9 protein-coding genes and 2 tRNA genes are annotated in these 16,139 nt (G+C 67.8%); 7 read left to right on the forward strand and 4 right to left on the reverse strand.

The features are described from left to right. Positions 1 to 70 precede the first annotated feature (70 nt). The 4 genes from lon (at position 71) to HWX22_RS08555 (ending at position 4,947) form a co-directional block, all read left to right on the forward strand. A complete protein-coding gene (gene lon / locus HWX22_RS08540; protein WP_044843675.1) occupies positions 71 to 2,494 on the forward strand; it encodes an endopeptidase La in 2,424 nt (807 codons plus the stop codon). Between the two features lie 205 nt (positions 2,495 to 2,699). Continuing rightward, positions 2,700 to 2,775 (forward strand) — tRNA-Val (locus tag HWX22_RS08545). Positions 2,776 to 2,798: 23 nt separating this feature from the next. After that, a tRNA-Asp gene (locus tag HWX22_RS08550) sits at positions 2,799 to 2,875 on the forward strand. Positions 2,876 to 3,012: 137 nt separating this feature from the next. Beyond that, positions 3,013 to 4,947, forward strand: a complete 1,935-nt coding sequence (locus HWX22_RS08555; protein ID WP_175915394.1) for a SurA N-terminal domain-containing protein — start codon at positions 3,013 to 3,015, stop codon at positions 4,945 to 4,947. Between the two features lie 112 nt (positions 4,948 to 5,059). On the opposite strand, the gene HWX22_RS08560 is transcribed toward HWX22_RS08555, so the two are convergent. Then, a complete protein-coding gene (locus HWX22_RS08560; protein ID WP_059693358.1) occupies positions 5,060 to 5,734 on the reverse strand; it encodes an arylesterase in 675 nt (224 codons plus the stop codon). On the opposite strand from HWX22_RS08560, the gene HWX22_RS08565 reads away from it, so the two are divergent. Continuing rightward, positions 5,733 to 6,434: an ABC transporter ATP-binding protein gene (locus HWX22_RS08565; protein ID WP_059529693.1), complete on the forward strand. Its 702-nt coding sequence runs from the start codon at positions 5,733 to 5,735 to the stop codon at positions 6,432 to 6,434. The two genes, HWX22_RS08560 and HWX22_RS08565, sit on opposite strands and share 2 nt — an antisense overlap. A gap of 75 nt (positions 6,435 to 6,509) precedes the next feature. Here the strand turns inward: HWX22_RS08565 and pgi are convergent, their stop codons facing one another. From pgi to HWX22_RS08580, 3 genes are all read right to left on the reverse strand, one after another. Beyond that, positions 6,510 to 8,132: a glucose-6-phosphate isomerase gene (pgi, locus tag HWX22_RS08570; RefSeq protein WP_175915395.1), complete on the reverse strand. Its 1,623-nt coding sequence runs from the start codon at positions 8,130 to 8,132 to the stop codon at positions 6,510 to 6,512. Between the two features lie 111 nt (positions 8,133 to 8,243). Further along, complete coding sequence (locus HWX22_RS08575; RefSeq protein WP_175915396.1) at positions 8,244 to 9,788, reverse strand: NAD(P)H-hydrate dehydratase; 1,545 nt, start codon at positions 9,786 to 9,788, stop codon at positions 8,244 to 8,246. Between the two features lie 51 nt (positions 9,789 to 9,839). After that, on the reverse strand, positions 9,840 to 11,141 hold the full coding sequence (locus tag HWX22_RS08580; RefSeq protein ID WP_175915397.1) for an FAD-dependent oxidoreductase: 1,302 nt from the start codon (positions 11,139 to 11,141) through the stop codon (positions 9,840 to 9,842). A gap of 330 nt (positions 11,142 to 11,471) precedes the next feature. Here HWX22_RS08580 and purL point away from each other — a divergent pair, with 330 nt between their 5' ends. Continuing rightward, complete coding sequence (purL, locus tag HWX22_RS08585) at positions 11,472 to 15,536, forward strand: phosphoribosylformylglycinamidine synthase (RefSeq protein WP_059817643.1); 4,065 nt, start codon at positions 11,472 to 11,474, stop codon at positions 15,534 to 15,536. Beyond that, positions 15,536 to 16,078: an N-acetyltransferase gene (locus HWX22_RS08590; protein ID WP_175908894.1), complete on the forward strand. Its 543-nt coding sequence runs from the start codon at positions 15,536 to 15,538 to the stop codon at positions 16,076 to 16,078. Before purL ends, HWX22_RS08590 begins: the two co-directional genes overlap by 1 nt. Positions 16,079 to 16,139 lie beyond the last annotated feature (61 nt).

Raw genomic sequence — 16,139 nt, forward strand, 5'->3', positions numbered from 1 at the left:
CTTGAAGGCTTGCAATTCGTTGTGGCGGCCTCAATTACCGAACAATTGATTCCACTCATGGGGAAATGAAATGTCAGGCACCCAACTTCTCCCGCCGGAACGCATCACGCTCCCGCTGCTGCCGCTGCGGGATGTCGTCGTTTTCCCGCACATGGTGATTCCGCTCTTCGTGGGCCGGCCGAAATCGATCAAGGCCCTCGAAGCAGCGATGGAAGGCGGCAAGCACATCATGCTCGTCGCCCAGAAAACCGCGGCCAAGGACGAACCGACCGAAAAGGACATGTACGAGGTCGGTTGTATCGCCAACATCCTGCAGATGCTGAAGCTGCCGGACGGCACCGTGAAGGTGCTCGTCGAGGGCCTGCAGCGTGCGAAGGCGTTGTCGATCGAAGAGCAGGAGACGCAGTTCTCCTGTGAAGTAATGCCGCTTGAGCCCGATCACGCCGACAGCGCGGAAACGGAAGCGCTGCGCCGTGCGATCGTGTCGCAGTTCGACCAGTACGTGAAGCTGAACAAGAAGATCCCGCCGGAGATTCTCACGTCGCTGTCGGGCATCGACGAAGCCGGTCGCCTCGCGGACATGATCGCCGAGCGTCTGCCGCTGAAGCTCGACCAGAAGCAGCACATCCTCGAGATGTTCCCGGTCATCGAGCGCCTCGAGCACCTGCTCGCGCAGCTCGAAGCCGAGATCGACATCCTGCAGGTCGAAAAGCGCATCCGCGGGCGCGTGAAGCGCCAGATGGAAAAGAGCCAGCGCGAGTACTACCTGAACGAGCAGGTCAAGGCGATCCAGAAGGAACTGGGCGAAGGCGAAGAGGGTGCGGACCTCGAGGAACTCGAGAAGCGCATCAACGCCGCGCGCATGCCGAAGGAAGCGAAGAAGAAGGCCGATGCCGAGCTCAAGAAGCTGAAGCTGATGTCGCCGATGTCGGCGGAAGCGACCGTCGTGCGCAACTACATCGACACGCTGATCGGCCTGCCGTGGCGCAAGAAGAGCAAGGTCAACAACGATCTGTCGAACGCGGAGCAGGTGCTCGACGAGGATCACTTCGGCCTCGAGAAGGTGAAGGAACGTATCCTCGAGTACCTCGCGGTGCAACAGCGCGTGGACAAGGTGAAGGCGCCGATCCTGTGCCTCGTCGGGCCCCCGGGCGTCGGCAAGACCTCGCTCGGCCAGTCGATCGCTCGCGCGACGAACCGCAAGTTCGTCCGGATGGCGCTCGGCGGCGTGCGTGACGAAGCCGAGATCCGCGGTCACCGCCGCACGTACATCGGCTCGATGCCGGGCAAGATCCTGCAAAGCCTGGCGAAGGTCGGCGTGCGCAATCCGCTCTTCCTGCTCGACGAAGTCGACAAGATGGGCATGGATTTCCGCGGCGATCCGTCGTCGGCGCTGCTCGAAGTGCTCGATCCGGAACAGAACCACACGTTCGCCGACCACTACATCGAAGTCGACTTCGACCTTTCTGACGTGATGTTCGTCGCGACGTCGAACTCGCTGAACATCCCGCCGCCGCTGCTCGACCGGATGGAAGTGATTCGTCTGTCGGGTTACACGGAAGACGAGAAGGTCAGCATCGCGCAGCGCTACCTGCTGCCGAAGCAGAAGAAGAACAACGGTCTGAAGGACGGCGAGATCGAGGTCACCGAGCAGGCGATCCGCGACATCATCCGCTACTACACGCGCGAAGCCGGTGTGCGTTCGCTCGAGCGGGAAGTGTCGAAGATCTGCCGCAAGGTCGTGAAGATGTTGTTGCTGAAGAAGGCATCGGGCGCGATCAAGGTCGATGGCGAGAACCTCGATACGTTCCTCGGCGTGCGCAAGTACGACTTCGGCCTCGCGGCGAAGGAAAACCAGGTCGGTCAGGTGACGGGCCTCGCGTGGACGGAAGTCGGCGGCGACCTGCTGACGATCGAAGCCGCGGTGATGCCGGGCAAGGGCAACGTGATCCGCACGGGTTCGCTCGGCGACGTGATGAAGGAGTCGGTCGAGGCCGCACGTTCGGTCGTGCGCTCGCGTTCGCGCCGTCTGGGTATTAAGGACGAGGCGTTCGAGAAGCAGGACATCCACATCCACGTGCCGGAAGGCGCGACGCCGAAGGACGGTCCGTCCGCCGGCGGTGCGATGACGACCGCGCTGGTGTCGGTGCTCACGGGGATCCCCGTGCGTGCCGATGTCGCGATGACGGGCGAGATCACGCTGCGTGGCGAAGTGCTGCCGATCGGCGGGCTGAAGGAAAAGCTGCTGGCTGCGCATCGCGGCGGCATCAAGCTCGTGCTGATCCCGGAAGAGAACGTGAAGGATCTCGCGGACATTCCGGACAACGTGAAGAACGCGATCGAGATCGTGCCGGTCCGCTGGATCGACAAGGTGCTCGAGCTCGCGCTCGAACGTACGCCGACCCCGCTGCCGCCAGAAGAAGAGGCGAAGGCTGCGGCACCGGTCGGCGAGGCGGCGAAGGATGCCGGCTCGACGGAAGTCGTCAAGCACTGAAAACCTGAACGCCGTCTCTGACGGTTGTTCACGAAACCCGCGGCATGTCCGCGGGTTTTTTTATGTGCTTCGACATCGCGGGTTGAGCGGCGCGTTAAAATTTTTCGCGCGCGGGCTTGGCAAAATGATCGGGGATGAATTAAACTTGCGGGCTCGCTGGTTGTTGATGCCGAAACGTAGATCGCAGCCAGAACGAATCGGAAACGGGTGCTTAGCTCAGCTGGTAGAGCGGCGCCCTTACAAGGCGTAGGTCGGGGGTTCGAACCCCTCAGCACCCACCAGTTTCCTGATTCAGCCAGACCAAGGAGCGGTAGTTCAGTCGGTTAGAATACCGGCCTGTCACGCCGGGGGTCGCGGGTTCGAGTCCCGTCCGCTCCGCCAGAAAATGAAAAAGCCCGCCTCGTGCGGGCTTTTTCATTTGCGTCGTCGGTTGCGCCCGTTCGTTGCGCACCTGCTTTTCTCCCGTGCCATCCCGTATGTTGTAATATCGGACGTTTTGTCCAATTTTCCCGTCACGCATGCTCGATTTCTTCCGTAATCACCAGCGCCTGATGATGGCGCTCCTGCTCCTGATCGTGTTGCCGGGGCTGGGTTTCGTCGGGATCCAAGGTTTCCGCGGCTTCTTCGACGACAGCGCGAACGTCGCGGCGATCAACGGGCACAAGATCACGCGGGTCGAATTCGACGGCGCGTTCCGCCAGCAGATCGACCAGGCGCGCCAGGCGCTCGGCGGGCAGTTCGACATCAAGGCATTCGACACGCCCGAACATCGCAAGCAAGTGCTCGACGGCCTGATCCAGCAACGCGTGCTGGCCGACGAGACGCAGCGCCTGCACCTGACCGCATCCGACAATGCGGTGCGCGACGCGCTGATGAGCGACCCGATGATCGCGTCGCTGAAGAAACCCGACGGTACGATCGACGTCCAGCGCTACGCGCAACTGTTGTCGTTCCAGGGGATGACGCCCGAGCAGTACCAGGAACGCGTGCGCTACAGCCTCGCGCTGCAGCAGATTCCGGCGAGCATCGTGGCGAGCGCATTCACGCCGAAGGGGCCGGCGCAACGGCTGTCGGAACTGGCTGCGCAGCAGCGAGAAGTGCAGGCGCTCGTGCTGAAGACGAGCGACTACGCGACGAAGGTGCAGCCGACCGACGCACAGCTCACCGCATACTACGACGCGCACAAGCAGGGCTTCGCGACGCCGGAAACCGCGACGATCCAGTATCTCGTCTATTCGCCGGCTGCTGCCGCCGCGAGCGCGCAGCCGACCGATGCCGACATCAAGAAGTTCTACGACGACAACCCGACGCACTTCCGCTCGGAAGCGCAGGTGCGCGTGAGCCACATCTTCATCGCCGCGGCGAGCGACGCAAGTGCAGCCGACAAGGCGGCCGCGAAGGCGAAGGCCGAGCAGCTGCTGGCCGACGTGAAGGCGCATCCGGACCAGTTCGCGCAGATCGCGCAGAAGAGCTCGCAGGACGCGCCGTCGGCGGCGAAGGGCGGCGATCTGGGCTTCATCACGCGTGGCTCGACAGCGGGCGGCAAGGCGTTCGACGATGCCGCGTTCGCGCTGAAGCAGGGCGACGTGAGCGGTATCGTGCAATCGGATCTCGGGTTCCACATCCTGAAGGCGACGGAAGTGAAGCCGTCGGTGGTCAAGCCGTTCGCGGACGTGAAGGACCAGATCGCAGTCGACCTGAAGCAGCAATACGCGGCGAAGGCGTTCTCGGACAACGCGGAAGGCTTTACGTCGACCGTCTATGAAAAGGCGAAGACGCTGCAGCCGGCCGCTGACAAGTACAAGCTGACGATCCAGACGGCCACCGTCACGCCGACGCCGAATCCGCAACTGCCGCCGACGAGCCCGCTGAACAATCCGAAGTTCCTCGCTGCGGTGTTTGCGAACGACTCGGTGAAGAGCCAGAACAACACGCAGGCGATCGACGTGGGCAACAACACGCTGATCTCGGCGCGCGTGACCGACTACAAGCCGGCGGCCGTGCCGGCACTCGATACGATCAAGGACGTGGTGCGTCAGAAGGTCATCGCCGAGCAGGCCGCGGAACTCGCGAAGAAGGACGGCGCGGCGAAGCTGGCCGAGCTGCAGAAGTCGAAGTCGGTCGATGGCTTCACGGCCGCGCAGAAGGTGTCGCGCACGCAGTCGCAGGGCTTGACGCCGGCGGCGCTGAGCGCCGTTTACAAGGTCGATGCGAAGACGCTGCCGGCATACGTCGGTGTCGATCTCGGCGCGGACGGCTACGCGATCTATCGCGTGAACGCGGTGATCCCGGGCACGGCCGTCGATCCGCAGCAGCTCGCGGCCGCGCAGCAGCAGATGGCGCAGGTCGAAGCGCAAAGCGAAGGCGAAGCGTATCTCGCCGCGCTGCGTGACCGCTCGAAGGTGAAGCTGTACGGCACCACGCAGAGCCAGTCGCAGGATGGCGGCAACTAAGTCACAGCCAAGCGACAACCAAGCGAAGCGCCGTTCCCGGTTTCGCGTGCAGCAACACAAAGCCCCGCTCGAAGCGGGGCTTTTTGCTTTCCGGCGATGGCGCGCCGCGAGGTCAGCCGCGCGGCTTGCCGAGCAGCGGCTTCAGCGCCGGCCAGACGTTGTCGAGCAGGATGCCCTGTGCCTGCTGCGCGGGATGCATCTGGTCCGACTGGAACATCTCCGGCTTGTTCTCGATGCCGGCCAGCAGGAACGGCACGAGCGGTACGCCGAGTTCCTTCGACAGGCGCGTGTAGACCGCATGGAATTTCTGCGTGTAATCGGGCCCGTAGTTGGGCGGCACGTACATGCCGACCAGCACGACCTTCGCGCGCGCTTGCCGCGCATCGGCGATGATGTCGCGCAGGTTCTGTTCGGTCGTCGCGAGCGGCACGCCGCGCAGCGCGTCGTTCGAGCCGAGTTCGACGACGACGATCGACGGCTTGAGCCGTTGCAGCACCGCAGGCAGTCGCGCGCGGCCGCCGCTCGTGGTGTCGCCGCTGACGCTTGCGTTCGCGACGCTATAATCGATTCGCTCGGTCGCGAGCCGTTGCCGCAGCAACGCAACCCAGCCGGTGTCGCGTGGCAACCCGTATTCGGCCGACAGGCTGTCGCCGAGCACGACGAGCGCGGGCTGGCCCGATGTCGAGGCCGCCGCCGTCGCGGCGCGTGCGGGCACGTTTGCTGCGAGCAGGGTACCCAGCAGCGCGGCGAACGCCGCGCGTCTTTTCCAGCGGAATGTCGTGTCCATGTTCAAGATTACCGATCCGATCATCGAAGTCCATGACGTGTGCAAGCGGGTCGCCGACGCAACGGGCGAGCTGACGATCCTCGACGGCATCACGTTCGCCGTGCGGCCCGGCAGCAGCCTCGCGATCGTCGGCGCATCGGGGTCGGGCAAATCGACGCTGCTCGGCCTGCTTGCGGGATTGGACAGCGCGACGAGCGGCACGGTTCGCCTGCTCGGCCGCGCGCTCGACCAGCTCGACGAGGACGAGCGCGCCGCGCTGCGCAACGGCGCGGTCGGATTCGTGTTCCAGTCGTTTCAGTTGATGCCGCACCTGACGGCACTCGAGAACGTGATGCTTCCGCTCGAGCTGCAAGGCGGCATCAACGCGCGCGACGCCGCCGATCGGGCACGCGCGTTGCTTGTGCAGGTCGGTCTCGGCGAGCGCACCGCGCATTATCCGAAGCTGCTGTCGGGTGGCGAGCAACAGCGCGTCGCGCTTGCGCGCGCGTTCGTCACGCATCCCGCAATCCTGTTCGCCGACGAACCGACCGGCAGTCTCGATGCAGCCACCGGCCACGCCGTCATCGACCTGATGTTCAAACTGAACCGCACGCACGGCGCGACGCTCGTGCTCGTCACGCACGATGCCGAACTCGCGCGGCGCTGCGCGACGACGATCACCATCGACGCCGGCCGCATCGTCGCGCCGCACGCGGCATAGCGCGAGACCGAATTTCTTGCCGGCCGCGCAGGGTGCATCACCCGGTGCGGCCGGCGTGCGTTCGACGCTGTAGCGTCAGCGCTTGAGCGCCGCACGCGCGCGCTCGATCAGCGCGGTCGTCGACGAATCGTGCTTCGCGGGATCGACCGCTTCGGCCGACAGGTCGGCTTCGACGACCTTGCCGAGAATCTTGCCGAGCTCGACGCCCCACTGGTCGAACGGATTGATGTCCCATACCGTTGCCTGCACCAGCACCTTGTGCTCGTAGAGCGCGATCAGCGCGCCAAGCGCGCGCGGCGTCAGCGCATCCACCAGCAGCGTCGTCGTCGGGCGGTTGCCGGGAAAGGTCAGGTGCGGCGCAAGCGCTTCCTTGCCGGGGCCGGCGACCTTGCGCGCTTCGTCGAGCGTGCGGCCGAGCATCAGCGCTTCACTCTGCGCGAAGCAGTTCGCGAGCAGCTTCGGATGATGGCTCGCGAGCGGATGCTCGGGCGTCAGCACCGCGATGAAGTCGATCGGCACGATCGTCGGGCCCTGGTGCAGCATCTGGAAAAACGCGTGCTGGCCGTTGGTGCCCGGCTCGCCCCACGTGACGGCCGACGTCGGGTAGTCGACGAACGTGCCGTCCAGGCGAGCGGACTTGCCGTTGCTTTCCATCTCGAGCTGCTGCAGGTACGACGGCAGGTAGTGCAGCGCTTCCGAATACGGCGCGACGAGATAGCTCTGCGAGCCGAAGAAGTTGCGATACCAGATGCCGATCAGGCCGAGCAGCACCGGCAGGTTGCGCTCGAGCGGCGCTTCGCGGAAATGGCGATCCATGTCGTTCGCGCCGGCGAGGAGTTCGTCGAACTGCTCGGGCCCGATCGCGATCATGATCGACAGGCCGACCGCCGACCACAGCGAATAGCGGCCGCCGACCCAGTCCCACATTTCGAACACGTTGTCGGCGGAGATGCCGAACTTCACGACTTCGGCCGGGTTCGCCGACACGCCGACGAAGTGCTTCGCCAGCGCATCTTCCGGGCAGCCGCGCGCGACGAACCAGTCGCGCAGCGAGCGTGCGTTCGTCATCGTCTCGAGCGTCGTGAAGGTCTTCGACACGATGATCGCGAGCGTTTCCTCCGGGTCGACCTGTTCGAGCACGCGCGCGAGATCGGCGCCGTCGACGTTCGATACGAAATGAGTCGAAATGTCGGGCGTCGCGACATGGTGCAGCGCATGCGTGACCATCTTCGGTCCGAGATCCGAGCCGCCGATGCCGATGTTGATCACGTGGCGGATGCGCTTGCCGGTGTAGCCGGTCCACGCGCCGCTGCGCACGGCGCGTGCGAAGGTCGCCATCTTCGCGCGCTCGGCGCTGACCTGCGCATGGAACGGCGCGTGCGGGTCGGTCGCGCGCAATGCCGTGTGCAGCGCGGCGCGGCCTTCGGTCGGGTTGACGATCTCGCCGGCGAACATCGCGTCGCGGCGCGCCTCGACGCCCGCTTCGCGGGCCAGCTGCACGAGCAGGCGCAGCGTGTCGTCGTTGATGCGGTTCTTCGAGAAGTCGGCCGCAAGGCCGCCGCCGGGGATCGTGAAGCGTTCGGCGCGGGTCGGCGCGCGGTCGTTTTCCGGCGCGAACCAGTCGCGCAGCCGCGCGTGGCGGATTTGTTCGAAGTGGTATTGAAGGGCAGTCCAGGCGGGGAGCGAATTCAGCGTCATGGCGGTTCGAGTGAAGCGTGAATCGGGAGGAATGCCGCGCCGGCGCATCGGGATCGGAACGCCGGCGGACGAGCGGGCCCGCCGTGCGGCGGGGCACCCAGTATAGCGGCGTTATATGTCGGCGCGCGCCGACGGGTAAAAAAGGCGATTGATCAGCGTGCGCACCATCGGCGCGAGTTCGCCCGCGGTGAGGCCGGCCGGCCCCGTGCCGTTCGCGGTCAGCGTGTCGGCCGCGAGGCCGTGCAGGTATACGCCCGCAAGCGCGGCTTCGTACGGCGCGACGCGCTGCGCGAGCAACGCGCCGATCAGGCCGCCGAGCACGTCGCCGGTGCCGCCGGTGGCGAGCGCAGCATTGCCGGTCGGATTGATCGTCAGGCGGCCGTCGGGCGCCGCAATCACCGTGCCCGAACCCTTCAGCACGACGATGCTCGCGTAGCGCGCGGCCAGCGTCTGCGCCGCGGCCAGCCGGTCGTGCTGCACCGTCGCGGTATCGCTGCCGAGCAGCCGCGCTGCCTCGAGCGGATGCGGGGTCAGCACGCACGCGTTGCCCCGGGCGCCGCGGGCGGCGACGGCGGCGGCGAGGTCGGCGTGCGTCGCGACGAGGTTCAGCGCGTCGGCGTCGAGCAGCGTCGTGGCGTCGTGCGCGAGCACGTCGCGCACGAGGGCGACCGCGGCCTCGCGCGCGCCGAGGCCACAGCCTGCCGCGATCGCGGACATCGCATTGAGCTCGAGGCTGTCCGCGGGATGCAGCATCAGTTCGGGAAACGGCGGGTCGTATGGCGGCGCGCCGGCGCCGAGAAAGCCGACATGCACCTTGCCGGCGCCGGCGAACAGCGCGGCACGCGCGGCGAGGATCGGCGCGCCGCACATGCCGGTGTCGCCGCCGAGCACCGCCAGGCTGCCGAACGTACCCTTGTGCGAAGCGAACGAGCGGGCGGGCAGCGCGGCGGCGAACAGTGCCGGTGCATTCAGCACGACGGCTGGCGCGGCGGGCGGTGCGACGTCAAGCGACGCGATGTCGATCTCGCCGGCGAGGTCGCGGCCGTCGCCGGTATAAAGCCCCGGCTTCGCGCCGATGAAGGTGAGCGTGTGCGTCGCGGTGACGGCCACGCCCGCGCCGACGATCCGGCCCGTGTCGCTGTCGAGCCCGCTCGGTACGTCGAGCGCGAGCACGCGGCCGCCGCTTCGGGCATGTGCGGCGATGCGCGCGGCCTGGGCGGCGAACGGTCCGTCGAGTGCGCGCGCGAGGCCGATGCCGAACAGCCCATCGACGACCCACGCGTAATCGTCGAGTGAGGCGGGCGGTTCGGTCGACAGCGGCACGCCGGCCGCGCGCGCGAGGCCGAGCGCCCATTGCGCATCGTCGGGCTTGACCGGCACCGGCATCCAGGCCTGCGTCGCGACGCCGAGCTGCTGCAGTTGTGCGGCGGCTACCAGCGCGTCGCCGCCGTTGTTGCCGGGGCCGACCGCGAACCAGACCGGGCGGTCGTCTCCGGCCACCCGTTCGGACAGCCAGCGCGCGGCGGCGGCGCCCGCGCGGCCCATCAGCGTGTGCGGCGGCAGTTCGGCGGTCGCGGCGGCCTCGGCCGCGCGCAGGTCGGCGACGCGCAGCAGCGCGAGCGGGGCGGAGTCGGGAAGCGGGCGGGGATTCGTCATCGCGGGGTCATGGCGGCGGGAGGAGGCCGCGCCGGGACGGGCCCGTGGCGGTCAGGTCGTGAAGCGCGCGGGACTCAGCGCGGCGAGCGTGTCGGCGGGCCACTGCTGCGTGTCGCCGCTCAGACAGTCTGTCACCACTTTAGCAGACCCGCACGCGAGGCCCCAACCGGCCGGGCCATGCCCGAAATTGACGAACACGCGCGGATGCGGGGTCGGACCGACGACCGGCAGGCCGTCCGGTGACAGCAGCTGCGTGCCTTGCCACGACAGCGCGGCGGAAATCTTCGCGGCGCCCGGCACCCAGTCGTGGACGGCCTGGCCGAGCAGCGCGAGCGCGGCCTCGGACAGCGGCTCGGGGAGCGGCTTCGCGGTGTCGGCGAGGCTCTGCAGCACGGCGCCGCCGCCGATGCGCAGCCGCTGGTGGGTGCGCGTGATCGAAATCCGCTTGATCGAATCGACGACGCTCAGGTGCGGCGCATGTTCTTCGTACGCGACCGGGGCGGTCAGCGTATGCGTGCGCACCGGATGCAGCGGCAGCCGCCAGCCGAGCCGCTCCAGCAGCGGCAGGCTGCCGGCGCCCGCGGCGACCACGATCGCGTCGGCCGACATCACGTCGACCTCGTGCGCCTTCGTCGCGTGCCGGCCGCCGGCCGGCGCGAGCTCGACCGCGGCCCGGCCGGTGTCGACGCGGATCGCGGCGACCTCCGCGCCGAAGCGGAACTGCACGCCGTGCTCGTCGAGCGTCTGCTTGATCAGTTTCGCGAACAGCGGGCAATTTCCGGTGCGCTCGCTCTCGAGCAGCACGCCGCCGGCAAAGCCGGGCTCGGCCGGCACCGAAGGCTCGAGCGCCGCGCATTCGTCGGCCGTGAGCACCCGGTACGGTTGGTCGAGCGCACGCAGCAGGTCGAGTGCCGGTTGCAGCGCTTCCCAGTCGCGCGGGTCGCGCACGACGTGCAGGATCCCGGGTTTCTGCTCGAATTCGATCTGGAGGCGCGCCTCGATGTCGGCGAGCGACTCGCGCGACGCGTCGATCAGCGGGCGCAGCCGCGCATACTGCGCGGCGAATGCGTCAGGCTCGCGCAGCGCGGCGAGCTGCTTGACGAAGCGGCGCACGCCGCCGTTGAAGCCCGGCTTGTAGACGATGCCGGCGTCACGCGGCTGGCGCTGGCGCATGAAGGTCGGCCCGAACCAGACGTCGAGCGGGCTCGGCAGCAGCGTGCCGCCGTCGCCGTAGGTCGCGCCCTGCGCGACGGTCGCGTGGCGTTCGACCACGCACACACGATGGCCGGCCGCGCGCAGCTGGTAGGCGGTGGCGACGCCGCTGATTCCGCCGCCGATGACGATGACATCCATGGATTGCTTCGATGACGGGCGGCATGCATGCCGCCCGGTGAGGATTCGCTGACGGGCTCCCGGCCCGGTGAACCGGGAATGATAGCGCCAAAATCGCGCGAACCGGCGTCGCGCGACCTCGTCCGATTCCGCCATCGCGTGGTCGCCGGCCGCCGCGGCCGTGCGTGCCGGTCCGGCGGCCGGCTGTGCGCCGCGGATGCCGCCGCACCGTTGCGGTGCGTGACGGGTGCCGATCAGCCGGTCTGGGACGGCCGACTTCCGGGTATAATTACGGCCTTCCTTTCGCCCCACGTCGCCACCTCGCGCGACTCATCGACGTCAGTCCAGCCCATGGCTCACTTCTCGTGTTTTCCCGGCGCTTCGGCCCTCTCCGATTTCCGTCAAACCCGTCTGCTCGACACGCTCAGGCAAATCGACGCCAACATCGTCGCGGTGCGCGGCCAGTTCCTGCACTTCGTCAATGCGGCCGAGCCGCTGTCGGCCGACGACAGCGCACGCATCGACGCGCTGATGCACTACGGCGCGCCGTTCGAGCCGGCGGCCGAGAAGGGCACGGCCGAGACGTTCGTCGTGCTGCCGCGCTTCGGCACCGTTTCGCCGTGGGCGAGCAAGGCGACCGACATCGCGCAGCACTGCGGCCTCACGCAGGTGCGCCGCATCGAACGCGGCGTCGAATTCACGGTCACGCTGAAGTCGGGCCTGCTCGGCGGCAAGAAGGCGCTGTCCGACGACGCGCGCGCAGCCGTCGCGGCCGCGCTGCATGACCGGATGACCGAAAGCGTGGTCGCCGCGCGCGACGACGCGAAGCACCTGTTCGACGAGTTGCCGGCCAAGCCGCTCGCGACCGTCGACGTGCTGGGTGTCGGCCGCGCCGCGCTCGAGCGCGCGAACGTCGAGCTGGGCCTCGCGCTCGCCGACGACGAGATCGACTACCTGGTCGACGCGTTCCGCAAGCTCGAACGCAACCCGACCGACGTCGAACTGATGATGTTCGCGCAGGCGAACAGCGAGCATTGCCGCCACAAGATCTTCAACGCGCAGTGGACGATCGACGGCGAAGCGCAGGACATGTCGCTGTTCGCGATGATCCGCAACACGGAGAAGCTGAGCCCGCAAGGCACGATCGTCGCGTATTCGGACAACTCGTCGATCATGGTCGGCGCCGAAGCCGAGCGCTGGTTCCCGCGCAACGCGGGCGCGGCCGGCGAGCCGGGCGAACGCTACGGTCGTCACACCGAGCTCACTCACACGCTGATGAAGGTCGAGACGCACAACCACCCGACGGCGATCTCGCCGTTCCCGGGCGCGGCGACCGGCGCGGGCGGCGAGATCCGCGACGAAGGCGCGACGGGCCGCGGTGCGCGTCCGAAGGCCGGCCTCACGGGCTTCACCGTGTCGAACCTCGATCTGCCGGACGCACGCCAGTCGTGGGAAAACGCACGCGACGCGGCGCAGCCGGTCGGCGAGCGCAACCCGAACGATGCGCACGGCCCATACGGCCGCCCGGACCGCATCGCGTCGCCGCTGCAGATCATGATCGACGGCCCGCTCGGCGGCGCCGCGTTCAACAACGAATTCGGCCGTCCGAACCTCGGCGGCTACTTCCGCGTGTACGAGCAGAACGTCGGCGGTCAGGTGCGCGGCTATCACAAGCCGATCATGATCGCGGGCGGCCTCGGCAACATCGCGGATCAACACACGCACAAGCACGACGTGCCGGCAGGTTCGCTGCTGATCCAGATCGGCGGCCCTGGCATGCGGATCGGCATGGGCGGCGGCGCGGCGAGCTCGATGGCGACCGGCGCGAACACGGCCGAACTCGACTTCGACTCGGTGCAGCGCGGCAACCCGGAAATCGAGCGGCGCGCGCAGGAAGTGATCAACGGCTGCTGGCAGCTCGGCGCGGAAAACCCGATCCTGAGCATCCACGACGTCGGCGCGGGCGGCCTGTCGAACGCGTTCCCCGAAATCGTCGACGGCGCGGGCAAGGGCGCGCGCTTCGAACTGCGCAAGGTCGCGCTCGAGGAATCGGGCCTGTCGCCGCGTGAAATCTGGTCGAACGAGGCGCAGGAGCGCTACGTGCTGGCGATTGCGCCGGCCGACCTGCCGCGCTTCGAGGCGATCTGCGCACGCGAGCGCTGCCCGTTCGCGGTGGTCGGCGTCGCGACCGACGAACGCCAACTGAAGCTCGTCGACGACGAAGCAACGGGCATCGAGGAATTCCCGGTCGACATGCCGATGGAAGTGCTGCTCGGCAAGCCGCCGCGCATGCACCGCGACGTCGCGCGCGTCGCGACCGAGCGCGCGCCGGTCGAGGTGACGGGCATCGCGTTGTCGGAAGTCGCGGTCGACGTGCTGAAGCACCCGACGGTCGGCAGCAAGTCGTTCCTGATCACGATCGGCGACCGTTCGGTCGGCGGCACGTCGGTGCGCGACCAGATGGTCGGCCCGTGGCAGGTGCCGGTGGCCGACTGCGCGGTGACCGCGCTCGACTACGCGGGCTTCAAGGGCGAGGCGATGACGATGGCCGAGCGCACGCCGCTCGCGGTGATCGACGCGCCGGCATCGGGCCGCATGGCCGTCGGCGAGGCGATCACGAACATCGCGAGCGCGCCGATCGCGTCGCTCGACAAGCTGAAGCTGTCGGCGAACTGGATGGCCGCGTGCGGCACGGCCGGCGAGGACGCCGCGCTGTTCGACACGGTCAAGGCGATCGGCATGGAGCTGTGCCCGGCGCTCGGCATCGGCATCCCGGTCGGCAAGGATTCGCTGTCGATGAAGACCAAGTGGGACGAGCAGGGCGTCGCGAAGGAAGTGGTGTCGCCGGTGTCGCTGATCATCTCCGCGTTCGCACCGGTCGAGGACGTGCGCCGTCACCTGACGCCGCAACTGCGCCGCATCGCCGACGCGGGCGACAGCGTGCTGATCGCGATCGATCTCGGCCGCGGCAAGAACCGGATGGGCGGCAGCATCTTCGCGCAGGTCACGCAGCAGGTCGGCGATACGACGCCGGACGTCGACGATCCGGAAGACCTGAAGCGCTTCTTCAACGCGATCCAGTCGCTCAACGCGCAAGACAAGCTGCTCGCGTACCACGACCGCTCGGACGGCGGCCTGTGGGCGACGGTGTGCGAAATGGCGTTCGCGGGTCACGCGGGCGTGTCGCTGAACGTCGACATGCTGACGCTCGACCCGAATCACGAATCGGACTACGGCGACGCGAAGGACTGGGCAAAGCAGACGAGCGGCCGTCGCGAGGATCGCACGCTGCGCGCGTTGTTCTCGGAAGAACTCGGCGCCGTCGTGCAGGTGCGCGCGGCCGATCGCGACGCGGTGCTCGGCGCGCTGCGCGAGTTCGGTCTGTCGGCGTGCTCGCACGTGATCGGCACGGTCAACGATCGCGACGTGATCGAGGTGTACCGCGACGCGAAGAAGGTGTTCGACGCGCCGCGCGCTGAACTCCATCGCGCGTGGAGCGAAGTGAGCTGGCGCATCGCGCGCCTGCGCGACAACCCCGCTTGCGCGGATGCCGAATACGACGCGCTGCTGGACGCGGCCGACCCGGGCATCTCGCCGGTGCTGAGCTTCGATCCGGCCGACGACATCGCAGCACCCTTCATCGCGACGGGCGCCCGCCCGCGTGTCGCGATCCTGCGCGAGCAGGGCGTGAACTCGCATCTCGAGACGGCCTATGCGTTCGACCGCGCGGGCTTCGATGCGCACGACGTGCACATGAGCGACCTGCTGGCCGGCCGCGCGACGCTCGCCGATTTCGCGGGCGCGGTGGCATGCGGCGGCTTCTCGTACGGCGACGTGCTGGGTGCGGGCGAAGGCTGGGCGAAGACGATCCGCTTCAACGCGAATCTCGCCGACATGTTCTCGGCCTTCTTCGCGCGTCCCGACACGTTCGCGCTCGGCATCTGCAACGGTTGCCAGATGCTGTCGAGCCTCGCGTCGATGATTCCGGGCGCGGAGGCATGGCCGAAGTTCACGCGCAACAAGTCGGAGCAGTTCGAGGCGCGCTTCTCGTTCGTCGAAGTGGAGAAGTCGCCGTCGATCTTCTTCGCGGGGATGGAAGGCTCGCGGATTCCGGTGGCGGTCGCACACGGCGAAGGCTATGCGGACTTCTCGCAGCAGGGCGACATCGATCGCGTCGCGGTCGCGATGCGCTACGTCGACCACCGTGGCGAGGCGACCGAGCGTTATCCGTTCAACCCGAACGGCTCGCCGGCCGGCATCACGTCGGTCACGACGGCCGACGGCCGCTTCTCGGTGCTGATGCCGCACATGGAGCGCGTGCACCGCACGGTCACGATGAGCTGGCATCCGGAAGGCTGGGGCGAAGCGAGCCCGTGGATGCGCGTGTTCCGTAACGCACGCCGCTGGATCGGCTGATGTTCGATCCGCACGCACCGGTCGAGATCGTCACGCTGCGCGACGAACGCGCGAGCGATGTCGATGCGATCGGTCGCGTGATCGTGACCGCGTTCGCGGACGAGCCGCAGCACGGTCAGTTCGAACGGCAGATCGTCGATGCGCTGCGCGCGGAGGGTGTGCTCAGCGTGTCGCTCGTCGCGGAGCGCGACGAGCGCGTGATCGGTCACGTCGCGTTTTCGCCGGTGTCGATCGACGGCGAGCCGGCTGGCAGCCAGCAATGGTACGGGCTCGCACCGCTCGCGGTGCTGCCCGAATGCCAGCGGCAAAGCATCGGCGCGGGGCTCGTGCGCACGGGGCTCGACGCGTTGCGCCGGCTCGGTGCGCGCGGCTGCGTCGTGCTCGGCGATCCCGCGTATTACGCGCGCTTCGACTTCGTGCAGTCCGGCGATCTGGTGTTCCCGGATGCGCCGCCCGAGTATTTTCTCGCGCTGGCGTTCGAAGAAGCCGCGCCGCGGCCGTCGGGTGAAGTCCGCTACCACGATGTGTTTTATCCGGCATAGCGGCTCGCCGCGCTGCGCGAACGTTATCCCGCAGTCCTGAAAAGCCGCCTCGAAGCGGCTT

Origin of the sequence: Burkholderia sp. BCC1638, assembly GCF_902833195.1 — a bacterium.
GTDB classification, from domain to species: domain Bacteria; phylum Pseudomonadota; class Gammaproteobacteria; order Burkholderiales; family Burkholderiaceae; genus Burkholderia; species Burkholderia diffusa.